The following is a 22,148-nucleotide window of genomic DNA, read 5'->3' on the forward strand; positions in this document are numbered from 1 at the left end:
CATTACCTTGGCCCGGTTTCCTTTGTGGAGCCGGGCTTTTTCTTATTTTGTGATGCGCGCCGGAAACCCGAGGCCGTGGATGTTCCGCTAGCAAGACGCTATGGCAGGGCATGGGCGCAATTCGTGAAGCCGATCTGTGGGTGGGAAAGACCCTGTTCGTGCCCATCATCGTGCGGGTCTGTCAGGCCACCCGCCAGAGCCAATATGCCGTGGCGCGCGCCCTGTGGCTGACTGCCGGGCTATGGATCCTCTATCATGCTGAAGGTTGGCTTGACCGCGTTCTGACGGCGCTTCTCTGTCTGCTCCTCATGTTCAGCGCCGGTCTTCGGGCCGATCTGCCTCGGCTCAGCCTACTCGGTTTTCGCGTGCTGTGGTGGGTGCTGCTGATCATCGACCTGCTGGCCTGGATCGAAGGTAAGCGCGAGCATTTCCCCCTGTCTGATATCCTCATCCTGTTCGCCGAATATGCCGCAACGATCACGACCATACCGCCACGCGACACGCGCAAGCGCAGGTTTGAGGCGGGGGAAGCTGCGGGGCGGTGACAGATGGTCGGATAGAGGGGCAGCGCTAGTCAATATTGCTCCGGTCCCACCATAGCTGGGCTGTCTTATATTTCCGAACGAACCAGCACGGCGCTTTCGCTCAATGCACGACTAGCCCGTTTGCGCGCTGAAGAACCCAGGCCTAACACGATGACTTCTCCATGATATGGGTTTGCAGCGCCCTGGGCATCGGACAGTTCTGGTACCTCAGGCTTTGGCGTCCATGCGGCGCCGAGGGCAGCGGAACGGGCAACCTTGGCGGCGACCGCAACCATCGCAACAGTGCCGGGCATTTCCCCAAATCTCGCGTCACTCGGCAATCCAGCTTTATGAAGAAGACATTCTATATCAATCGAAACGCCTGGATCTTCCTTGCGTGTAGTGAAGGCCTGGGACGAAACCTTAAGACCGTTAATCGGGCAGGGCACCACCTGGTAAGGCGTTTTGCAATGACGAATAAGATTGTGCTCATCTTGGATACCAAGATCATCGCTTCTAACATGCGAAAAATAATCTTGCGAAGTTGGGTCACACATTGAGAAGTGTATTAGCCATCTCAGTCAGCAAGCCTATCGCAGCCACGCCATGCCGCTCGTACTCGTGTGCCGGCGTACGGACCCAGGCAGACATCGACGCATCTTCATCGACCACAAAGCCAAGTGAAACATTTCGAAGATGCCACTCAGCTTGAACAGACCCATCTGCGCCCGGCACAAGCGAGCCCACGCGCCCTCCTGAGGGCAGCGATTGCCTCAAAACCGCCACTAGCTGCTCAACCACCAAAGGGGACACCGCTGGAGCGTCATATCCATCCCAGTTTCTGCCAAGCATCTTTAGACCCAAAGCGGCCGCCTCGTACCAAGCGGCGCGGGCCTGCTGCCACTGATATGGCAAGGCCGCTCCTGCTGCTTTCAGTGTGGGGGCATGATCGATTGGAGCCGTTGATGCTCCGGGGGTCGATAGAGCCAGTGTAAGCGCGCTCGGCAAATGGGCAAAAGGTGCAAGAGACATTAGGCGTTCCACTCTTTCTTTGCCGCTTCGGTCGTCAGCTCATTAAACCGCTTGATGATATATTCGTGCGCGACGTTGTAAAAGCTAAATGCTTCTTCCCAAGTTGAAACCTGCCTGCCCGCTACAAATTGCAGCTGTAAAACCGGAATCACTTGCGCGCTATCATCATGGAGGAAGCCCCCCAACCCCGCTTTGAAACGCAACATTGCCGCCTCGCTATCTCCGATCGTCTCGTTCCAGCTCAGATTCCAGCCCATCTTATTGATGGTATCTGTAGAGCTGTAGAATGCGAGGAAATCACTTATGCGGCGTGCATTGCCGACGTCGTCCTGCATAAGGATTAGGTTGCTGTACATCAGCTCGCAGCCGGCCGGAACAGGAGTTTGCTTCGAGATAGCCTCTGATGCTTTCCACAGCGTCTCGACAGTCGAGATTGCACGGGCAGAAATATCGTCGAAGCCAGGATACGCCTCGGAAGAAAATGGCTGCTCTCTTCGCCAGTTATATGACCAGAAGCGATCTTGGAGCTGAAGGACCTCGGATCGATCCTCACTTACAAACCACCACCGTGGTGAGATTCCCCTACCTTCGTCAAGTAATACCGGCGGTGCTCCGAGCATGCCGGCCACCTCCATTTGGCCGACCGGAACTTGCCGTTCAACACCAGGAAAACGATCAGCAAAAAAACGATGGGTGCCAGCCACATCAAAAAGATCTAGCGCGTAGGAAGGCAGCAGGGCCGGGTTTACTGGGCCCATGACCGCAGAAAACGCCACCTCATTAACTGGCGGCGAACTTAGTCGAAAACGGGCCGTCAAATGCGTTCCTTTCGGATTCCGCCCGTGATGTACCATCGAATGGCTTCAAATCAACACGGGAAGCACGAGTGGGCCTCGACGGACAAAAAACAAGCTCCGCCTGTGCGAACCGCATGCGTTGATCGCTCGGAGATCCCCAGAGGCCCTAAGACGCGCATTCCTTCAATTTGCCCTGATCGCCATCACCGGCAATCCAGAGCCGCCAGTATCTTCCCTCCTTGCCCTAATGGCCAGCATCCGCGCCCGCAAGGTTACCGCCACCGTCTTTGAAATCTCCCGTAGGTCACTCGGCTTCACTGCATCCAGCCGCGACTCCAAAAACCCCGCCATCACGTCGATCATCGCGTCGCAGGCTTCGGCAACAGGGATAATGAGCGTGTCGCCATAAGCCTCCCGATCCTCTGGTGCAGGAGCAGATGTCTTGGCGATAGCTTCCACGATCGCGGTGAACATCTTCTTTCGCAGCTCTTCGTTGATCTTGTGTGGCATGGCGGCTCCTGCGGTGCCGCATCAGCCTGCCGCGCCACGAGCCGGGAGTCCAGGCTTGGCAACTTCGCTTGCGCCAATGTGGAACTAACTTCCGCCCCTCGCGCTCTTTCCGGGCGGGCATCCATGCGGCCCGTCCCTCCCTTGCCCCGCTGCCTTAAGTGGCGCGGGGCTTTTTGCTACCAGCCATCCTTGAGCTTGGGAATTTAACCACCTATGCCCTCCCGCCGGGGGGAACTGTGTCAACCGAGTCTGAAGAGCTATTGGTAATGACGATGGTGTGGATGAAGCATCTGCCGCCACGGCTAGGTGACATTCATTGGCATGATGGGCAGGAATACCGCATCACAGGCTTTCTGCCCGCACAATGCGAAGGATGGTTTCGCAAGGCTGTCACGCTAACGTTGGAAGCGAACTAGCTTTCACTCTAGCGTGGGACAAAGGAGCAGACCTTGCGCTTGAATTACTAAACCGCGCGGGACGATCAGTTGCCTGACGCCTTGCCCCGGTCGATCAGTTCTGTGCGCCGAACGTGAACGTTTATGAGTTGCTGAAGCCTTGGCCCTGAAACGCTATGAGAAGCCCAATCTTCTCCGTCGACCTTGATAGCGGAATTGCACATAATTCGAGCGCCTTCGCGGTCGCGATTACCAGCGGCCGCCAATTTCGTGCAGCACTGTTCCAGCGTGCCAAAATAAACATGCGGGTCCGATTGCCATTGTAGTGCGGAGGCTGCGCGCCAGGGAATTGCCATAGCCCACTCCATCATTGATGGAAAACATGCGGTCAGTCGGCAATCGCTGCTAATGGAACCCGCGAATTTCTGATGGCGTCTCGTCCATCGTTCTCAAAATCAAGGCATAGCGATCAGCAAATGCGCGGTGAGTTTTCGCTACGGCGGGATCGGCGCAGACTTCGGCCCTAGCCAAACACTCTGCATGCCGCCTGGAATAATAGTCGCGATCGTTGGGAATCATGGCCAAGCTCCCTGATCAAGCGGCAGCTTTCCACCTACTGTCGGCCGACTCTTTGCTTGAGCGGATCGAGTCGATACCGACAGAATGATCCTCACACTGGCGAGAGTCAAAGGACAGTGTATTTACCTATGTTAGTTCCGTAGGGGCAGTTAGTTATGGCTCTTATCTTCAAAGTCCAAAGCCTCACCCAATTGCTTCAGCTTCCGTCGTATCCACGCAATCGGGAAAATTGCAGCGGCCACCATGGCTGCAATGGCGGCTTCAATGAGTCCCACATCCTCGCTCAATATGATCTCCCACAACCAATCGGCCCGGCAGGACTTGCGGGTGCCTGCCGGGCCTAGCCATCGCTCACCTGAAGGGACATGAGCGGCTGGCTTGATGCTTGCACACATTCAACCAAAGTCGATCGACCCATTTAAATCAATGCTGGCACGCCGCCCCATAATGGCACGGTTGGCACATCATTTTCGAGGCAGTGGCTTGGACGCTGCCATCCGTCCGAGATCGAAACCGTAGCTATACGGGCTGACGCCTTCAGGCACCTCAATGGGCGGAATTTGAGGAATGGTCTGCGGCCTGATCGAGTGCCACCCATCGATATACCCGTCGCTTGCGCTGTATTTGCTCATTGCTTCCCCCGCATAGAAACGGGGGAGCTGTACAAATTTCGCGGGCGCGGTGCCTTAATCGAAACTAGAAAATAGGTTGCTCGGACAGCGGATAGCTATTGCGCTAGGCCCGCCCAAAATCTGTCGCGCGTCAGGGTACCGCCAGCAGGGAGACCGTTATTCCTTGCTATCAAGCGGCCATAACAGCGCATCATCGGTTACTTGAAGACGCCAAAGGATCGTTGTTAACAGAATTGAAAAGCTCAACTTTCGCTTCTTTACGCGCGGCCTTTAAAAGCTCGAACACCTCATGCTGCTTATCCTCGGTGTCCATAGTCTTCCAGTCGGCGGCCGCAATCAGATCAGCGATCCAGCCCTTTGCCTTGATGCCGGACAATTCCTGAAACTGGCCATATTCGCGCGGAGTCATATCCTTCTTCTGAGGTTTGGATAGGTGGACACCCGCATCCAGTAGGGCATTCGTAACCGGGTCGCTCCTCCGGGTGGACTGCCGCACGGGCGAGATGATATCTGGGCCGACGCCGCCCTCCGCAACGATCGGCTGTCCCCATATATCTCGACGCGCTTCCAGAGATGACGACAGACCGGGGACACGCGCTCTCACGGCGTCGAGCACGCTCTGTGCTTCCCGCATAGTCGGATCAACAGTGCGGGCGAGCTGGGCAACGCCTGCGGGGACAATGAAGGAACTGGCAAACCGCTGAAGGAAAGTGTCGGCGTATCTGGTGGGATCATTCACCGCTTCAATCAAGCCGCTCATCCCCGACAGCCAGGTCTTGCTCGACAGATTCTGCATAACCGACGCGGCAATCAAGGCTCCTACCTTATCCTGCTGTTTCTCGGTCATGTAATCTTGCAGTTCCACCATTCCCGCAGCCACGCCCAAGGTAGTGGCGAACGGGTCAAGGCGGGAATAGGAGACATATTTGTCGCCCAGCTTGATGCTGTAGGGCTGCCAGCCATCAGCTCTGAGTAATTGAGCCGCCTGCTCATCAGCAGGGCCGTTACCGGTGATAAGGCCAGTCGCGGCCATTTCCGCCGCGATAGCCCCGACGCCCGTTCCGACCAGCATGCGCGCGACAGCAAGGTCGCGCCGATCACCACCGGCGGCGATGTCTTGCCGCCACTCCTTGAGGATTGGAGCCGCCGGTGACCGCTCCGTGGCGAATTTCAGTAGATTCGTTGGCGTGCGAACGAACGGCACAATGAATTTCATCAGCGGCGTCTTTTGTACGAAACGCGAGAAGCTCTGCATGCCTTCACCAAGCGGGCGTTGGAACGTGAGGTAGCCGCCATAATCAAACGCCCGATCCAGCATCTCCTCAGTGGGATTGGCAAGCAGATCCGCAGCGCGCTTCTTGGCCTCTTCCCCCTTTAGCCCTTCCTGATATGCTTTCCGGACAGACAGACCGGACAATTCCATCCGGCGTGCCATGCCCTTGAATAATTCATCGCTGGCATTGAGCATGCGAGTAGGGGTGCGAATGATCTTTCCCTTCAGACCGGAGATCGCATCGTCCATGCGCGCTTCGACCTTGTTTCCGAAATCCGATCCTTCCCCGGTCCGGAAAGTGCGTGCCGCCTGGGCCAGGCCTTCCTTGGTTCCCTGAAGAAGACCAACGCTGCGCGCTCCCAACTCCGAGAACAACACGCGGTCTGCGCGGCGCTGTTGAAGAGCAAGCTGCCGCACCCCGCCGATGCCCGCAGCAACGGCGTGTTCGGGGATCTGCGCCAAAGCCGTCATCGTATTCGACACGGCGTTGACGACATGGGTAGCGGGACCGGACAGCAAGCTGTTGATCCAATATTCATTGATCTTGTCGAGAAACTTGGGCTTCAGCGCCTTTGCCGCCATCTTGTTCATGTCGCCAGGATTGTCGGCGTTCTCCAAAATCAAATCCGCCGCGGCTTTCAGGCGATCCTTTCCGCCGCCACCTTCCGACAGGGCGTTGAGGACATTGCCCCGCACGTTCCGGCCATCGGCGATCATGCGAAACTGGGCGAGCGTCCGGCCCGCTTCTGCGGTGATACCTGCAATCTGCTCCTGTATAGCGACATGACGCACCCACGCCTGCCGGAATGCGGCTAGCTTCACTTCGCCGGGATCGTCGAGACGCTGGATCGCCCGCGCCATATTCACCAGTTCATTGCCGGACTTGGCCAATATCTGACGGGCGGCCAGTGCCTGCTCAGCATTGAAAGCCTGCCCATTGCGTCGAGAAAGAAGCTGCTGCGTCGTCATCCCGATTTCGTTGGCAAGCTCCTGCGTCTCGGCCTGGGCAATCCGCCCACGGGTCGCGGCGTCGAACCCACCAACACGTTGATCCGTGACCGTCAGCGCCCGCTTGATCTCCTGCGGGCTATCCAGTTTGCCCAATCGGATATTGCCAGCAAAGTCAGGGGCGTTCTCTCCCCATTCTTCATAAGCGGAAATCGGCGGCTGGTTTGCTTCCAGATCGCCCATCGTAACGGGCTGGCCGCGATCCTCCACCAGTGGAGCGCCTTCGTCCCTGCCACGTTCAACGGCGATGCGCTGGTCACGCGCATTATTGAATGCATCGATCTCAGAAAGATCATCTGATCGAAAAGATCGATTTATGCCGCGATTGGTGTTGTCGATCGCATCGAGAAACTCGGCCACAGTCGGCCGTTCGGTATGGTCTGGGAAATAGCCTTCCCGCCAGGCAAGGTCTGCCGCGTCATCTAGCGTCATCCCATTTTCATTATCGACCAGCTTGCCGAAGCGCTGCTCGCCCTTCGCGAAGTCCAGATCGCGACCGGCATTAGTCACGCCCATATGACGCAGTTCGCCGCCCTGGTCGGCAAGTCCGCCACGGGTCCGTAGGAAGGTGTTGAGATCAAGCGGGCCGCGCTTCGGCAGGCTTCGCGTTGCATCGACGGGGGATGGCAGATCGCGCCGGGCCAGTTCATCCATTTCGTTCGGCGCTTTGACCGGAGGATATTGCCCCGCGCTGATCGCCGCCGCTTCGTCGAGCGATGCAACCTCGTTCGACGGGATAGGAAGGACATCGGCTGGGTTCACGCGCTCCGCCTGCTGCATCCGCGCCATGTCCTTGGCGGGATCAAGCAGTGGTTGGGCGCGGTCGTTTACATCGATGCGGTCGATTATTCTTGGACTACTGATGAAAGGGATTGCAGCCTCATTTTCCATCGATATGACTTCGTCGGCATCCCACCAGCGATCTTCTTCCGGGATCTGCTGTGATGCCAGTGCGGTGTCGTCCGCGCCACGCGTGACAACTGCGTCCGCCCGGTCGGTGGCTGAGCGACTACGCACCCGGTTCACGACAGTGCGCCCAATCGGCATTGCAGCATTCAGCAATTCACCGCCGCCGACACCAAGCACCGCGCCGGTCAGACCACCAACGCCCGCAGATGGCAAACGATCTACGATACCGCCTTCAGCGCCGCCAAAACCCGCCAAGGTACCCTCAGCCGATCCTGCCACGGCCAATCGGCGTCGAACAGCGGCTTTGACTGCCTGCTGCGCAGCATAGCGTGATCCCCCGGCGGCAAGGGTTTCGCGGATAGCGTTGGCGGCAACGCCCTCTACCGACGCGCCAGGTAAAACAAGACCGCTAGCAAGCTGCCCGCCGAACCGCGAATAAGGGTGTTCAGCCTCATCATAAGCGATGATGGCGCGGTTCTGGTCGATATTGTTCCAGAGCACGTCGCCAAAGCGGCGGTCGCTGGTCCAGACATTCTCTCTGCCGTCCGTCAGGCCAAGCGAATCCAGAACGGCACCAATCTCGTCGAGCATGTTCACGGGATCAGCGAGGCCACGCACACCAGCGCCAACCGCGCCATCGCCCGGATTGGTTATGACTTGTGGAATATCCTGATACTCAACACCATCGGCCACATCACGGCCTTTGTTCCGCTCTGCGATGAAGCGATCAGCAACCTTCGGATCGATCTGAAACCCGTTCGCCTTGGCGTAAGCCGTCAGGTCCGCAGCCGTGCTTTTGGGATCTTTGGCAACCGCCATGTACCCTTGCTCGATTTCGGGGCGCAGGCCTTGGAATGGCGTAGGCTCATCAGGAAAGACAGCAACGCTGTTCCCATAGTGGCCATCCTCCGCTGCGGCCCAAGGGTCAGGCTTGCCAGCACGGAAATCGGCGGGCGACTGGAACTGCCCAGCATGAGCGCCCTGCCTGTTCAGTCGGGCGAAACGTTCCGCCTCCATGTAGGTACGCAAAAGGTCAGGGTCTTTGCGAAGATATTCAGGAGCCGCCAAACCCTGGCCTGCGCGAAGAGCCTCTTCGCTGAGATCGCGTCCATTTTCATCGAGGGTAACGACTGGGCGTCCATAGGACTGCGTGCCGGTAGGAGTTACGACACCTGCAGGTGACACCCTAGCGGACAAGAAATCACGCGACTGCTTTCCAATCGGCCGCAGTTCTGCACCGTTATTCCCCGATAGAAACCGACCCGTTTGATCCAGTTCGAAGGCGTCATATCCATATAGGCGCGCATTCCCTCCGCCCCGCATCTGGAAAGTGTCGCCATCGTGCACAATGCCCGTAGGGGAGGCGACTGGGTTGGGAGGTTCGGCACCAGTCCGCTTTTGCTGTCGTGGCTTTTTGACGGCCTCGTCTTTCGCCCACCAGTTTTCGGACTGTGTAGCGTCCTGTGTCTGGCTGACCGCTTCGTCCTTCTCCCACCAGCCCTGCGCCATCAGCTTTTCTTCCGGATGCTACCGTCCGGCGCTTCATACAGGTCGCCTTTCTTAAGACGGGCGAGATCCGCAGGGGAGGAAATCTTTGGGGGTTTTGTACCCGCTGGCGGCCGAGCAGATTGAGACGATCGCGAGGGAGGATTTTCTCGAATACGTCTGTCTGTCATGTCTTGCCCGCGACGCCGATCAGCCGACGCGATATCCTGCCCTCGTCGCCCACGCGCGTCAGCGAGATTAATGTTTCGAGCGGTAAGGTCGCGCCGAGCCGCACGGTCAGCGATGCGATCCTCGGTCTCCAGATCGGCACGCGCGTTATCAGCATCATCATCTTGAGCGTCATGCTCAAAACGCTCGCGGCCCAGTTCTGCTGCGAACTGCTTATCAACGGCGAGCGTCCGGAGCCTAAGATCACGAACAACATCTGGATCATATTCAGACGGAAGCCCAAAGCTATCAAAATCCACTCCGTGGCGCGCGTAAACTCGCCTCGCGCGGCGGGTCGCAGCATCATAAGTCGCCTGGTCATGAACGCCGACCAATTCACGCATAGCCATGCCATTAAGCTGGTACTCCAATTCCAGCTGCTCTTTGCGGGCAGCGCGGTCGATTGCTTCTAGCTTGAAAGCGCGATCAGGATCATATTGGGCTACCCGGTTTAGCGCGTCCTGCTGTGCCATCTGGCCCTGCATACCAATCTGGGCGAGCTGCTGTGCCGCTGGCGCGCTCTGTTCGTTTAAGTTCGTGCCATTGTCCTCTACTGTCATCGACATGATGCCGGGCCTATGCGTTGCTTGGAAATAATCGCTGGTCGCTTTGCGGGCATTTTCCATCCGAATGCGCTCGTTGCGATCAATGGTCGCTTTCTGACCCGCATGAAATGCGTCCATGTAGTCCATTGCTTCACGCCCAGTTTGCTGGAGAGCGAGGTTCCAATTTACTGGCATGGGAAGCTCCTAGTGACGTCTGATTTTCAGCTGGGGAGGATTTGGATATCCAAGCGCACGAGCGGCGTGATGGGCGAGAAACACCCACCCAAACGGCTCGACCAAATACCGAACATGCTCATCAGGAATGCCGAATAGATGTTCTTCGATTTTATTCCGGTCGAGGAGGAATTGATCCGCAATCTCGCCGGATAGCCACCTGATTGTCGGAGAGAAAAAATCCAGGGCGTTGTCGAAATCAATTTCGTGCTGAAGTTCGATCTGTTTGATCAGATCTGGGTCAGTTGCGGGTGCATCTTCGAATGACCCTCCCGAAAGAATGTCACCTAGCAGGCTCATATTCCCTCCCTGATTTCGCGGCGGAGAGAATGTCGGAACAGTTCAGACAGCGTCATGCCCTCGCTGCGCGCGTGCGCATCTGCTCGGGCCAAAAGATCTTCACTGATCCGAAAATGAACTTTCGCCTCGAACGCCTGCCGTCTCATGTCCACCTCCAAATGTGCGGACAAACTGAAACAAGCGGCGCAAGAGGTCTTTTCTATTTATCTGAGGGCGCGCTGATCAGTCGATCTCGGTTAGCCGGTAAAACCGTGCCAATGCCTTTACCATTCGCACCTTTTCGATAATGTCGCGGGTGTACGCGCCATGTTTGAGCGCGTTTTTGTTACCCTTTGGTGCGCCTGGGTTCGTCCCGCCATGCATCCTGCATCTGCGTTTCCCCTTCACGGCTGGGGATTGGCACTCCGTTCCCGAGCGGGTCCGGGCTAGGCAGCGCGGCGCATCCGCCAAGACTTTCGGTTGCGGCTGCATGCGATTGTTCTCCATTTTTTTCAAAATTTCCCGGGGGGTGATTGTGGACGTTATCGGCAATAACCGCCTGGCCGCCTTCGTTCACATGAACATGCTTCACGACTTGCTCGCGCGGCGAATGCAGACGTATCAGTGCTTCAAGTGTTGCACGGCTGCTCGACTGGGCCTTGAATGCCAGTCGCATATATCGTTCCGCCGCCTCAGGATATTTACCCAGGTTTTCTGCAGATCGATGCGCGAGTTGCGTAAATATCGCGTCCAGAGACAACGCCTGGGCCGTCAGAGTGGCGCTAACTTGGGCGAGGTCTCCCGAACCGACTGATGTGGCTATCGCAGCAAGCGCGCCAACCGTATCCGTAATTTCGGAATCTCGATCACCGACCAGCGGATTGGCAAAATCGCGGGTTATCGTCGCGTTCCGCATCAAGGGCGAGAGGGCGAGCTTGGCAGTGAGCGCATTACGCTCATTCACAGCTGCTAGGTCGTTCGCCTCGGCTTGGGATTTTTCCTCCATTAGAACCTCGGCCTCCTATCTTCTTCCCATCCGGGAACTGGATCAGCATCACTCTCGCCCGGCGCGAGGATCATGCCCTTGGCCGACACCCCTCGATCACCCTGCCCTTCAGCCGCTTTTGACCTATCGGAGGAGGAAGGCGCGGCGGCCTGAGGGGCCGCGCCATTCCCCCCGTAGGGGGGAGGTGTGTGTGCGGGGGTGTTCGGGGCGGCGTTCGGGGCCGTTCGGGAAGCGTGTTCGGGAAGCGTTCGGGAAGGCATCCGGGGAAGATCGGGGACCTCCCTGATGAGGGTGACCGAGCGGGCTTTTTCCTTGTTCTGATAGCTGTAGGTTTCGATGTTCCCGAGCGAGAAGAGGCGGTCCATCGCCGCTTTCAATGCCTGCTTTCCGAAGCCCTTTGCCTCGGGCATTCCCTCGAATTGGCTGGGGGCGTAATTGGGTCCGGACGCAGGACCAACGCCACGACCCTCGCCTTGCGCGGCTCGCGCGCGAAGGCAGTTCAGGAACGCGGCGTTCGCCCCTGCGACCTTGATGCTCTCGGCAAGCTCCCCGCGCTTCTCTTCGGGCAGATCCTCGTCTCGGATCAAGGCGAAGTCATGCCAGCGGAAACGCAGCTCCTCACCCTGCCGAGCATAATTTGCCTTGCCAACGGTCAGGACGCGCTCGTCCGGATCAAGCCCATCATCAGGACGGGTGATGACGATCTGGGAACGGACAGCGTTGAGCCAGGCGGTCGATCCGGAGTAGCTATCGCCGGCCTTATTGCTGTGGGCGACGAGAATGACGGTGACGCCCAATTCCAGGCACAGGCTATAAAGCAGGTTCACAAACGCGGTGACCTGCTGCCGGTCGTTCTCATTGCCGGCGAAAAGGTGTGCGGCATTGTCTAGCACGACGAGGCGAGCCGTGCTCCTGACGATCGTCGCGCGCAGCTGGTAAAACGATGGCGACGGGCGCAAGCGTCCCTCCCCATCGAACGTCGCCAGTTCGTTGCCGAGCCGACCGCGCAGACTGCCAAGGTGCAGCTGGCCAGCCAGATTGCCAATCCGTGCACCGACCGCGCGGCAGATGCCTTCCTGCATCCAATGCAGACGGCCCTCATCATCTTCGCACGTTAGATAAAGGGTCGGGCACTGGACAACGTCGATCCCGAGCATAGGCCTCCCGGCGGCGCAGCATGTCGCTAGCTGCTGGCCGAAAGTCGATTTGTTCGCGCCGCCCGCACCCGTGCACAGGGTCAGTTCTCCAGTAGGAACAAGACCGGGCATGATGAAGGATTTCGGCGTAGCGCGGGTCGCATCCCAGACCGACAGGTCGGCAAGCGGAAACGTCTCGGTAGCATCTCCCGCCTTCAGCGCCACTTCCGCCAACGCCTTCAGTTCATCTACTGTGTGACCGGCATCAAGCCAGTCGCTCACATCGCCCTTGGGCGGCAGGCCGTCCAGCTTCAGGATCGCGGTCACGGCCGCCACGTCCTTGAGCGAGTTTGCGGCCACCTCGACATGATTGCGACCGGCGTCGTCATTGTCCTCCAGTAGGATGACACGCCGCCCACGCAGTTTAGCCGCATAGCCAGTCGTAAACTTACCCGCACCACCGGGGTTCGTTGTCGCGATCAGCCCCAGTGACGCCAGTCGGTCGGCATCCTTTTCGCCTTCGCACAGGAACACGATCTCACCCGGATCTGCCCGAACCAGTTCCGGCAGGCGATATGGCACACGCTGGACACCCTGCATGCACTTGGGGACGGCATGGAAACCACCTTTGCCGTCTGGACCATGCTGAAGGAATGGAGGAAACAACCCCTTCCCCCGCTTTTCGACACGAAAGAGAACGGCTCCGTCCTCGTCGCAATAGTCGTAGAATATGCTGACAGATTTGCGCCGGTCACCGATCTGCCGGACATTATCCTGCTGCTCGAACGGCTCCTTATACCCATTCTCTTCCAGCCACTTGAGGGCTCCTACCCTGTCACCGCCCACCTGGCGGATGATAAGGTCGATAACGCCGCCGCCAGCCTTTTCCTCATGGCTGTAGAAAGTGCCGTCCTCCAGATTGACCGATAAGCTGCCGTGTGTGCCGTAGCGCATCTCACCGCCAGCGATCTGCTTAGGCTCCCCCAGCAAATGAACGGCAACCTGCGGCATCATGCTCGCGAAATCGATGGGAGAGGTGGCCATCAGCTGACGCCCGCCTTCGCTGGCGCAAATTCCGGCAGCACCCAGACGGCAGCGCGACGCCCGGATGCGTTCGTCCGGCGACGTGTGCTGTCCGCTATTTCCTTCCGCGCCCGCAGGCCAGAGATGCGAGGCCGGGCGGCATAGTGGTTCGGCAGGCCGAGCTTGTCGGCCACCTCATCGCTGGTCGCACCCCACCAGCCAGCGTCGCGGATGATGCGGAGCGCACGGCCCTCAATGCTGGCGGCGCTTTCCGAAATCGACACCGCTGCAGCGGAGGAGGTGTCTGGCGATCCTTTGCGGAAGCCGGGGTTGTTGGGATAGCCATTATTCATGGCCCACCTCCGTTTCATCAATGAGGCGGAAACCCCGCGTCATCCGGATGCCACCGGCCCAACCGCGGGCATTCTTATAGCTGTCGAAATCCCCGTTCAGATCCTCGCCTTCGATCGGCGGTTCAATGCGGACGGAAAAGCCGGAGCCAATGCGGCGGACAACGACTTTGTGATCGGGTTGACTAGCCATGCGCGGCCTCCCCGAAAACGAGCGGCGCAATCAGAACGGCGCGGTTAAAAGAAATACCGAGGCGACGTGCCAAGAATTGATGGCGAGTCTGTTCGATGCTATATGCGCTAGTGAAGCTTCCCGGCTCACCAACGCCTTCGCCCATACGGGCGGGGGCGTTTTTGTGTGGCATGACGTTAGGCCGCTTCACCGCGGGCAAAGGCTTGCACTTCAGCCCATTTGTAGAAGACGCGCCCGCCCACCAAAAACGGACGTGGTCCAAAACCCTTTGACTGCCATTCCGCCAAGGTCTTCGGGCGACGGTTAAGTGCCGCTGCAGCATTGCGGCGATCCACCCGCCCGTCTGGTAATACGCGGACCTTTACCAGTTCGACACCACCATCAGCTGTCGCAGGGGCTGCTTCGCTATGAACCTGATCATCCATACTAACCCTCCAAGATATTCCTGCAATATCTGCATTGCACTAATACCTACCTGATCATTCCTTGACAGGCAAGATCATGCAATACATACATTGCGGAAACATCGGGAAGGTTTCGGAATGTCAGACAGGCAGACTTCTAAAAAGAGCGGTGGAAGGCCCCCAGAGCGCGACGAAGCGAAGCGGTCAGCAATCGCCGTTCGTACCACCGCTGATGTGAAGAGGCGCTTGGAGGCTGCCGCGACAGCGTCTGGAAAATCATTAACTCAAGAAATCGAGCGACGGCTTGAGCAGTCTTTGAGCTGGGAAAAAGATTTGGGGGGCGGGAAAAATATCGCGTTCTTTATTGGGCTCGCCAACGAGTTTTCCCGCGCAGAGGCTTTTTCGGGGAGGCCTTGGCATGAGGATCACGCTACTTGGACCGCCGCCAAAATGTTGACGGAACGATACTTTTCCTCTTGGCGGCCGTTGCCACCTAACAGCTCGGAAATCGCGAAAGCTTTAAAGTCGCTGGAGGCAGCACGCTCAAAAATGAGGAAACTGGAAGCGGAATTTGACGATGCTTGGCCACTTCGCGCGCCGGAAACAAGCGCTGAACGACTTCTCGCAGCAAGTCCAAAATTCAACGGTATGGTTTTGACACTTCCTAAAACGAACGAAGAGCATGCTCAGTATGCGGCGATGACCGAAGCGCTTTCGGCAGCGGCCGACGAGTGCGACCATGCTGAGCGACTACTCGAGACGGCTTGCGAACTGTATGACGAAGAAAGCGATCGGGGACGGGACATCGTAAAACAGATTTTAGACCCGCTGCATTTAGATCGCGCACGCCAGACAAAGGCAGTTTAATGTCCATTCGCTTTCTTCGCCTAACACGTCCAGCGGTGCGTGCTTTAGAATGTGGCGAAAAACTTCATGAGCATGGCATCACTGCCGAGCGAATGAAGAATGGCGACGTCCGCTACCTCGTAAACGTTATGGTCGATGGAACCCGCATCCATCGTGTCATCGGTAGGGAAAGTGACGGGGTCACGCGGGAACAGGCGGAGCGCGCCATCGAGACCTTCCGGACAAAATCGCGAGAGGGCCGCCTGGACCTGCCTACCGGCCGCAAGCTCCACCGCTCCTTCGCCGAAGCCGCAGAAGAATATATCGAGCGCATGGAGCAGACAGACGGGAAGGACATGGCGAACAAGAAACGCCATCTTCGCCAGCAACTGGTGCCTGAGTTGGGGAAGGAACGGCTGGACAAAATCACCGAATTTCGACTGAAGCAGTATCGGAAGAAACGGATCGGCGAGGGTGTCACATCCGCGACCGTAAATCGCGAGATGGCCACCTTATCGCACCTGATGCGCCGAGCCGCCTCCAAGGCCTGGAAATGGATCAAGCTGGAGGACATCCCTGAAATTCCCAAGGAGAAGGAACAGCGGAAGAAGATACGCATCCTTTCAGCCGATCAGCGCAGAAGGCTACTAGATGCCGCTGTGGCTGATCAGGACGGCAGAGCATGGCTGTTCGTGATGTTCGGCCTAAATGCGTCAATGCGACACGGCGAGATCGTCCGCCGCCGCTATGATGAGATAGACTTCGAAAACTCCCGCATCTGGATCGACAAAGCGAAGGCTGGGGAACGCGAGCAGCCCATTACTCCTGCCCTCTGTGCCGCCCTCAAGCGGCAGCAGGCAATGGAGGCGGATTCGCAAGGGTGGATATTTCCCTCAGTCCGCAAAGACACCAAGACCGAGCACAGACCAGATATGCGCGAAGCGTTCATCCGCATCGTCAAACGGGCTGGCCTGGATCCAAAGCAGTGCACGCCGCACATCATGCGGCACACGGCCATCACTCAGCTAGTGAAAGCCAAGGCCGACATTCCCACGATCCAAAAGATCAGCGGGCATAAAACGCCCGCAATGGTCCTGCATTACGTTCATATCCACGGCGAGCATATCGACGACGCCATCTTCGCGATCGACATCGACACCTCTGACGCGGTTACACACGAATTACACACGGCTCCAAATGAGGCTCCGCGCAAGGCAAGCTAAAAAAGGTAAAAAAGTGTTTTGAAATCAATATGGTGGACAGGGCTGGATTCGAACCAGCGTACGGGAAACCCGGGCAGATTTACAGTCTGCTGCCTTTAACCACTCGGCCACCTGTCCACACCGCCATGCATATCGTTGACCGATATCCCGGCGGGAGGGGCGTCCAATGGCGAATGGAGGCTTGCCTGTCAATGCTTCCCATGAAATGAGCGGGCGATGAAAAGAGGACATCGTACCGGCACGCCGAAAGGCGGTTATCCGCGGCTCTATGGGCGTCACGCCGTCACGGCCGCGCTCGCCAATCCCGACAGGGTGATCCGCAAGATATGGGGCACGCGCGAAACGCTGAACGCCATGGAATTGCCGCCCGTCCTGCCTATCGTTTACGCCGACGGCGCGGACCTTGGCCGCATGGTGCCGGGCGATGCCCCGCATCAGGGCATAGTGGCGGAGGTTGAGGCGCTGGAGGATGTCTGGCTGGGCGACGCGCTGGAGGCCGGGCAGAATGACAAGCGGCCTGTGCTTGTCCTCGACCAGGTGACTGATCCGCACAATGTCGGCGCGATCCTGCGGTCCGCCGCCGCCTTCGATGCGCTGTGCATCGTCACGCAGGACAGGCATGCGCCGCCCGAATCGGGCGCGCTCGCGCGCGCGGCCTCCGGCGCGCTGGAAATCGTGCCCTGGGTGCGCGTCGTGAACCTCGCCCGCGCGCTCGATGAGATTGCGGAGGCCAACTATTGGCGTATCGGCCTCGACGGAACCGCCAATGTGACGCTGGGCGAGGCGATCGGCGATTCCCGCGTCGCGCTGGTCCTTGGGGCCGAAGGCGAAGGGTTGCGGCATAATAGCATGGCGCATTGCGACATATTGGCTAAACTGCCGATCAGCCCGCGGATGGAAAGCCTCAACGTCTCCAACGCCGCGGCCATCGCCCTTTACGCCGCCGCCTGCCGATAGGCGGCCGGCCGCCGGGCGGAAACGGGGTGATATGGGATATTTCACACGCGCGGCGCTGGTGCTGGCTTCATCCCTGCTGCTTTCGGCATGCTTCCTGACGCCGGGCAAGTTCACCTCCACGCTCGACATCCGCGCCGACCGCAGCTTCGCCTTCACCTATAAGGGCGAGGTCATCGCTGTCGATATGGACAGCGCCATGAACGCCAGCGACGCCATCGGCAACGATGTCGGCGCCCCGTCCGGCGAGGAGAGCGTCTATCGCGACATTGCGCTCCGGGACGCGGCGGCGAAACCCGGCAAGACACCAAAGCCCGCCGCGCCGGACGATGATTTCAGCGACGGCAAGGACAGCAAGCAGAAGATGCTGGCCATCGCTGCCGCGCTCTCACGGGAAAAGGGGTTCCGCACGGCGCGCTATCTTGGCGATGGCAAGTTCGAAATCGACTATGCCATTGCCGGCACGCTCGATCATGCCTTCGTCTTTCCGTTCAATGTCGATGCGAAGATCATATTCCCCTTCGTCGCCGTGGAGCTGCGCGGGGACGACCGGGTCCGCGTGAAGGCGCCCGGCTTTGCGAATGACGACAACAGGTCGCAGAACCCGATGGGCCGCAGCCCGGCGGAGGAGAAGGCGGCGCAGGCGCTGGACGGCAGTTTCACGCTCACGACCAACGCCATGATCGTCAGCCAGAACCAGGAAGAAGGCCCTGCCTCCTCGCCCCAGGGTCACACCATAGTCTGGAAGGTCGATCCGCTGACGACGGAAGCGCCGATGGCCGTCATCAAATTCCCGGCCAAATAGGCCCGGCTTCCCGGACTCAGTCCTCCGGCGCGATCGTGACCTTCAGATTCTCGATCTCGTCGCTCATGAAAAGCTGGCAGGACAGCCGGCTGGTCTCATTGCGATGGTCGGAACTGTCGAGCAGGTCGTTCTCGTCCTCGCTCATCTCCGGCAACTGATCGGCGAAGGCGGGGTCGACATAGACATGGCAGGTCGCGCAGGAGCAGCAGCCGCCGCACAGCGCCAGCAATTCGTCGAACCCGTTGTCACGGATGACTTCCATGACCGACAGACCGCTATCTCCGTCGACGGCCTGTTCTTCGCCAGCGCGGTTGACCACGATCAGCTTCGGCATATACGCAACTCCCCTTGGAACTCTCCGCCGCTATTAGGGATGACGCAGATGAAATCAAGCATTTGCACGAAAAAGCAGCGATGGTGACGACGCCCGAAAGCCTGCGCGCCAGTCTGGACGCGCTTGGCGTGATAGAGCCGCTGTTCGCCAGCGCCGTCGCGCGCATCGGCTATCCTGCGCCCCGCGTCCGGGAGCCGGGCTATGAGACCCTGCTTCGCACCATTGTCGGGCAACAGGTGAGCATCGCCGCCGCCGCATCGGTCTGGGCAAAGCTGGAAAAGGAGCTGGGCGCTGGCTGCGCGCCGGACGCCCTCCTCTCCCGCGATTTCGATGCGCTGCGCGCCTGCGGCCTTTCCCGTCAGAAGCAGGGCTATGCCAGAAGCCTTGCGGAACTGGTGGTTTCCGGCGTCCTGAACCTCCACAATCTCCCGACGGATGATGAGGAGGCGATTGCCCAGCTCGTTCAGATCAAGGGCATTGGACGCTGGTCTGCGGAAATCTATCTGCTTTTTGCGGAGGGTCGCACGGACATTTGGCCGGCGGGCGATCTTGCCGTGCAGGTGGAGGTTGGCAGGATCATGGGGCTTCCCGACCGGCCGGATGAGAAGGCGGTTCGCGCGCTGGCCGAGGGCTGGCGGCCGCACCGGAGCGCCGCCGCGATCTTTTCCTGGCACCACCGCCATGTGGGGGCGGACGCCATTCCCTGACCGGGCGGGCGTCCCGTTTTGACACGCGCCGCATGTGCGGGGCGTATCGTCGCAGCGGCGTTCCGGATGATGCCGCCGATCGCCGCGTTCCCGCGAATCGCACGGGGATGGCATTTTCCTCCGGCCTTGCACCGGCCGGGCTTTTGGCGGATTAGGGTCGCGCAGCAGTTTCCGTCAAAGGCCCGTTACAATGAAGCTCCCTCCCGCGCGCTACATCATCATGCAGCATGATGGCGAGTGGAAGATCAATCTCGACAACCGCTATTACGGCCCCTTCGAAACCATTGAGGAGGCCACCGAAATGGCGGTGGAAACGGCGCGCAAGGCCGCGGATGCGGGCTATCCGGCGTCCGTGCTGATGATGTACGGTTCCCGGCTGGAACGGCTGTGGCCGGACCCGGAGCGGCCGATCTGAAACGAGGGCCAATCGGCATTCAGCCCTAAGTCGCTATCGTCCGATCCGGCTGTCCAGCCACGCCGCGGCCTGCGCCGGGCTTTCCTTGGCGTCGGGCCGGTCCACCCGGTAATTGGCCTCGCGCATCAGCGCCACCGGCACATGATCGATCAGCGGCGCCAGCGCGGCAATGAACCGCTCGTCTCCGGCGCGCGCCCGGCTCGCCAGCAGCAGGGCGTCATAGGATGGGATCGCCCCCTTCACATCCGCCAGCGTGACCAGCCCATCTGAGGCGATCCGTCCGTCGGAGGAAAAGGCGGTGATGACGTCGACACGGCCGGACGCCAGCGCATTATACATCATCGTCGGCTGAAATGGCCGCGCCTCGGCAAAGCGCATGGAGTAAGCGGCCTTCACCATCCTCCATTCGGGCCGCTCCAGAAATTCGATGTCGGTGCCCAGCCGCAATGCGGGCGACCGCGCGGCCAGTTCGCCCAGCGTGCGGATGCCCAGGCGGCGCTGGTCCGTCGCCCGCATGGCGAAGGCGTAGCTATTCTCGAACCCCAGCGGGCCGATCAGCGCGCCCTTGCCACCGCCTTTCATCCACGCCCCGATGTCCGCGACCATGCGTCCGCGCGGCGGGACATCGGAACGGCGCATTTCGTTGGTCCAGATCGTCCCGGCATAATCGACATAGATGTCGATATCGCCTGCCTCCAGCGCCTTGAAGATCACTGCCGATCCCAGCCCCTCCCGGTATCGCACCTGATATCCCGCCGCCTCCAGCCGGTTGCCGATCAGGCGCGCCAGGATGAACTGTTCAGAAAAATTCTTCGCGCCGATCGTCACCACCGGCCCATGGCTGCGCGCCAGCGGCGCAAGGGACAGCAGCAGCCCGCACGCCAGCACCGCCAGCCCGCTCCTCCAGACCGGCCAGCGCCGCCGCGTCCGCACGCCCCACTCCGCCGCGCCCAGCAATCCGTCCGCCAGCAACGCCAGTGAAGCAGCGGCCGCGCATCCGGTCAGCACAAGAGGCCAATCCTGCGTTTGCAACCCCGCGAAGATCAGGTCGCCAAGACAGGGCTGCCCCACGGTGGTCGCCAGCGTCGCCGCGCCGATCGTCCATACCGCCGCCGTGCGGATGCCCGCCATCGCCACCGGCAGGGCGAGCGGCGCTTCCACCAGCCGCAGCCGCTGGCCCGGCGTCATGCCCATGCCGTCCGCCGCCTCGATCACCGCCGGATCGATCCCGGCCAGCCCCGTCACGGCGTTGCGCAGGATCGGCAGCAACGCATAGAGGGTCAGCGCCAGCAGCGCAGGCAGAAACCCCAGCGCCGGGATGCCTCCGCCGATCAGCGCGGAGAGCGCCAGCAGCAGCGGATAGAAAAGCGCCAGCAGGGCAAGCGCGGGAATGGTCTGCACCAGGCTCGCAAAGCCGAGCGCGACCCGCGCCAGCGCGGGCCGCCGCGCCGCAATCACCGCGAGCGGCAACCCTATAACCAGCGCACAGACAAGCGCCGCAACGCTTAGCTGCACATGCGCCGCGAGCAGGCCGGGCAACCGCGCCAGCGCCTCGCTCATCCGCCCGCCTCCAGCGCGCGCAGCCGCTCCGCCTGATCGCGCGGCACGGCCACCAGCGCCTGCGCAACCTCTCCGCCCTCCCCGGCCAGCAGGGCGGCGGGGGGCAGATCGGCGACGATCGCGCCCCTGTCCATCACGACGATGCGATCGGCCATCAGTAATGCCTCCGCCATGTCATGCGTCACCATCATGGTCGTCATGCCCAGCCGGTCGTGCAGTGCGCGATAGGCGCGGCCAAGCCCGTCGCGCGTCACCGGGTCGAGCGCGCCGAACGGTTCGTCCATCAGCATGATCGACGGCCCGGCGGCCAGCGCCCGCGCGACGCCGACCCTCTGCGCCTGTCCGCCCGACAGTCCGGCGGGCATGCGCGACGCAAAATCGCGCGGAAGGCCGATCAGGTCGAGCAGTTCCCCCACCCGGCCGTCGGCATCCCGCCCGGCAAGCCGCAGCGCCAGCCCGATATTGCCCGCCACATCCATGTGCGGAAACAGACCGATATGCTGGAACACATAGCCAATGCGCCTGCGGAGTTGAGGCAGAGAGACATCGGCAACATCCTCCCCCGCCAGCAGCACACGCCCCGCATCGGGTTCGACCAGCCGGTTCACCGTCCTCAGCAGCGTGGACTTGCCCGATCCCGATGCGCCCACGAGCGCCACGAACTGCCCCGCCGCCACGTCCAGCGAGACGTCCGCAACCGCGACGGACGACCCGAAAGCCTTGCGAACGCCGGTAAAGCGGATCGCGGGCTGCGGCATAATG

The 22,148-nt window shown here is 60.0% G+C and carries 24 protein-coding genes and 1 tRNA gene; 7 read left to right on the top strand and 18 right to left on the bottom strand.

Going from position 1 to position 22,148, the window contains the following annotated elements; all coding sequences use genetic code 11:
- Positions 1 to 110 precede the first annotated feature (110 nt).
- Positions 111 to 545, top strand: a complete 435-nt coding sequence (locus tag KFK14_RS19660) for a hypothetical protein (protein ID WP_212608879.1) — start codon at positions 111 to 113, stop codon at positions 543 to 545.
- Between the two features lie 65 nt (positions 546 to 610).
- Here the strand turns inward: KFK14_RS19660 and KFK14_RS19665 are convergent, their stop codons facing one another.
- The 14 genes from KFK14_RS19665 to KFK14_RS19730 all read right to left on the bottom strand — a co-directional run bounded on the left by KFK14_RS19665 (position 611) and on the right by KFK14_RS19730 (position 14,563).
- Complete coding sequence (locus KFK14_RS19665; RefSeq protein ID WP_212608880.1) at positions 611 to 1,081, bottom strand: hypothetical protein; 471 nt, start codon at positions 1,079 to 1,081, stop codon at positions 611 to 613.
- 474 nt (positions 1,082 to 1,555) lie between these two features.
- Positions 1,556 to 2,374 (bottom strand): TIGR04255 family protein, encoded by an 819-nt coding sequence (locus tag KFK14_RS19670; RefSeq protein ID WP_212608881.1) that lies wholly within the window; start codon positions 2,372 to 2,374, stop codon positions 1,556 to 1,558.
- A 162-nt stretch (positions 2,375 to 2,536) separates the two neighbouring features.
- Positions 2,537 to 2,863, bottom strand: coding sequence for a hypothetical protein (locus KFK14_RS19675; RefSeq protein WP_212608882.1), 327 nt, complete (start codon positions 2,861 to 2,863; stop codon positions 2,537 to 2,539).
- 481 nt (positions 2,864 to 3,344) lie between these two features.
- On the bottom strand, positions 3,345 to 3,614 hold the full coding sequence (locus tag KFK14_RS19680) for a hypothetical protein (protein WP_212608883.1): 270 nt from the start codon (positions 3,612 to 3,614) through the stop codon (positions 3,345 to 3,347).
- Between the two features lie 372 nt (positions 3,615 to 3,986).
- Positions 3,987 to 4,124: a hypothetical protein gene (locus tag KFK14_RS19685; protein WP_212608884.1), complete on the bottom strand. Its 138-nt coding sequence runs from the start codon at positions 4,122 to 4,124 to the stop codon at positions 3,987 to 3,989.
- 535 nt (positions 4,125 to 4,659) lie between these two features.
- A complete protein-coding gene (locus tag KFK14_RS19690) occupies positions 4,660 to 9,168 on the bottom strand; it encodes a thermonuclease family protein (protein WP_212608885.1) in 4,509 nt (1,502 codons plus the stop codon).
- Positions 9,168 to 10,064: a hypothetical protein gene (locus tag KFK14_RS19695; protein WP_212608886.1), complete on the bottom strand. Its 897-nt coding sequence runs from the start codon at positions 10,062 to 10,064 to the stop codon at positions 9,168 to 9,170. Before KFK14_RS19695 ends, KFK14_RS19690 begins: the two co-directional genes overlap by 1 nt.
- Before the next feature lie 57 nt (positions 10,065 to 10,121).
- Positions 10,122 to 10,451 carry a hypothetical protein gene (locus KFK14_RS19700; RefSeq protein WP_212608887.1) on the bottom strand — a complete coding sequence of 110 codons (330 nt, stop codon included), beginning with the start codon at positions 10,449 to 10,451 and terminating at the stop codon, positions 10,122 to 10,124.
- Between the two features lie 222 nt (positions 10,452 to 10,673).
- On the bottom strand, positions 10,674 to 10,838 hold the full coding sequence (locus tag KFK14_RS24380; protein ID WP_425516632.1) for a hypothetical protein: 165 nt from the start codon (positions 10,836 to 10,838) through the stop codon (positions 10,674 to 10,676).
- Complete coding sequence (locus KFK14_RS19710; RefSeq protein WP_212608889.1) at positions 10,777 to 11,436, bottom strand: hypothetical protein; 660 nt, start codon at positions 11,434 to 11,436, stop codon at positions 10,777 to 10,779. Before KFK14_RS19710 ends, KFK14_RS24380 begins: the two co-directional genes overlap by 62 nt.
- Positions 11,436 to 13,616, bottom strand: coding sequence for an AAA family ATPase (locus KFK14_RS19715; RefSeq protein WP_212608890.1), 2,181 nt, complete (start codon positions 13,614 to 13,616; stop codon positions 11,436 to 11,438). Before KFK14_RS19715 ends, KFK14_RS19710 begins: the two co-directional genes overlap by 1 nt.
- Positions 13,616 to 13,948, bottom strand: coding sequence for a hypothetical protein (locus KFK14_RS19720; protein ID WP_212608891.1), 333 nt, complete (start codon positions 13,946 to 13,948; stop codon positions 13,616 to 13,618). Before KFK14_RS19720 ends, KFK14_RS19715 begins: the two co-directional genes overlap by 1 nt.
- Positions 13,941 to 14,138: a hypothetical protein gene (locus KFK14_RS19725; protein WP_212608892.1), complete on the bottom strand. Its 198-nt coding sequence runs from the start codon at positions 14,136 to 14,138 to the stop codon at positions 13,941 to 13,943. Before KFK14_RS19725 ends, KFK14_RS19720 begins: the two co-directional genes overlap by 8 nt.
- A gap of 176 nt (positions 14,139 to 14,314) precedes the next feature.
- Positions 14,315 to 14,563: a YhbY family RNA-binding protein gene (locus KFK14_RS19730; protein WP_212608893.1), complete on the bottom strand. Its 249-nt coding sequence runs from the start codon at positions 14,561 to 14,563 to the stop codon at positions 14,315 to 14,317.
- A gap of 117 nt (positions 14,564 to 14,680) precedes the next feature.
- On the opposite strand from KFK14_RS19730, the gene KFK14_RS19735 reads away from it, so the two are divergent.
- Together KFK14_RS19735 and KFK14_RS19740 are read left to right on the top strand one after the other, a co-directional pair.
- The gene (locus tag KFK14_RS19735; RefSeq protein WP_212608894.1) at positions 14,681 to 15,409 is read left to right on the top strand and encodes a TraY domain-containing protein; all 729 of its coding nucleotides are present in this window, start codon (positions 14,681 to 14,683) and stop codon (positions 15,407 to 15,409) included.
- Entirely contained in the window at positions 15,409 to 16,611 is a 1,203-nt protein-coding gene (locus KFK14_RS19740) for a tyrosine-type recombinase/integrase (RefSeq protein WP_212608895.1), read from the top strand. The genes KFK14_RS19735 and KFK14_RS19740 overlap by 1 nt, the downstream gene beginning before the upstream one ends.
- Before the next feature lie 30 nt (positions 16,612 to 16,641).
- Here KFK14_RS19740 and KFK14_RS19745 read toward each other — a convergent pair.
- Positions 16,642 to 16,728, bottom strand: a tRNA-Tyr gene (locus KFK14_RS19745).
- A 99-nt stretch (positions 16,729 to 16,827) separates the two neighbouring features.
- Between KFK14_RS19745 and KFK14_RS19750 the strand changes: the two genes are divergently transcribed.
- Both KFK14_RS19750 and KFK14_RS19755 read left to right on the top strand, forming a co-directional pair.
- A complete protein-coding gene (locus KFK14_RS19750; RefSeq protein ID WP_212608896.1) occupies positions 16,828 to 17,568 on the top strand; it encodes a TrmH family RNA methyltransferase in 741 nt (246 codons plus the stop codon).
- Between the two features lie 31 nt (positions 17,569 to 17,599).
- Positions 17,600 to 18,370 (top strand): hypothetical protein, encoded by a 771-nt coding sequence (locus KFK14_RS19755; protein WP_212608897.1) that lies wholly within the window; start codon positions 17,600 to 17,602, stop codon positions 18,368 to 18,370.
- Between the two features lie 16 nt (positions 18,371 to 18,386).
- Here KFK14_RS19755 and KFK14_RS19760 read toward each other — a convergent pair whose 3' ends face one another.
- Entirely contained in the window at positions 18,387 to 18,704 is a 318-nt protein-coding gene (locus tag KFK14_RS19760) for a 2Fe-2S iron-sulfur cluster-binding protein (protein WP_212608898.1), read from the bottom strand.
- An 80-nt stretch (positions 18,705 to 18,784) separates the two neighbouring features.
- Here KFK14_RS19760 and KFK14_RS19765 point away from each other — a divergent pair, with 80 nt between their 5' ends.
- Both KFK14_RS19765 and KFK14_RS19770 read left to right on the top strand, forming a co-directional pair.
- The gene (locus KFK14_RS19765; RefSeq protein WP_212611242.1) at positions 18,785 to 19,411 is read left to right on the top strand and encodes a DNA-3-methyladenine glycosylase family protein; all 627 of its coding nucleotides are present in this window, start codon (positions 18,785 to 18,787) and stop codon (positions 19,409 to 19,411) included.
- Positions 19,412 to 19,601: 190 nt separating this feature from the next.
- Positions 19,602 to 19,826, top strand: a complete 225-nt coding sequence (locus KFK14_RS19770; protein ID WP_070158066.1) for a DUF2188 domain-containing protein — start codon at positions 19,602 to 19,604, stop codon at positions 19,824 to 19,826.
- A gap of 33 nt (positions 19,827 to 19,859) precedes the next feature.
- On the opposite strand, the gene KFK14_RS19775 is transcribed toward KFK14_RS19770, so the two are convergent.
- Both KFK14_RS19775 and KFK14_RS19780 read right to left on the bottom strand, forming a co-directional pair.
- Positions 19,860 to 21,386, bottom strand: coding sequence for an ABC transporter permease/substrate-binding protein (locus KFK14_RS19775; RefSeq protein WP_212608899.1), 1,527 nt, complete (start codon positions 21,384 to 21,386; stop codon positions 19,860 to 19,862).
- Complete coding sequence (locus tag KFK14_RS19780) at positions 21,383 to 22,144, bottom strand: ATP-binding cassette domain-containing protein (RefSeq protein ID WP_212608900.1); 762 nt, start codon at positions 22,142 to 22,144, stop codon at positions 21,383 to 21,385. Before KFK14_RS19780 ends, KFK14_RS19775 begins: the two co-directional genes overlap by 4 nt.
- Positions 22,145 to 22,148 lie beyond the last annotated feature (4 nt).

It is taken from the genome of Sphingobium phenoxybenzoativorans (assembly GCF_018286635.1).
GTDB classification, from domain to species: Bacteria; Pseudomonadota; Alphaproteobacteria; order Sphingomonadales; family Sphingomonadaceae; genus Sphingobium; species Sphingobium phenoxybenzoativorans.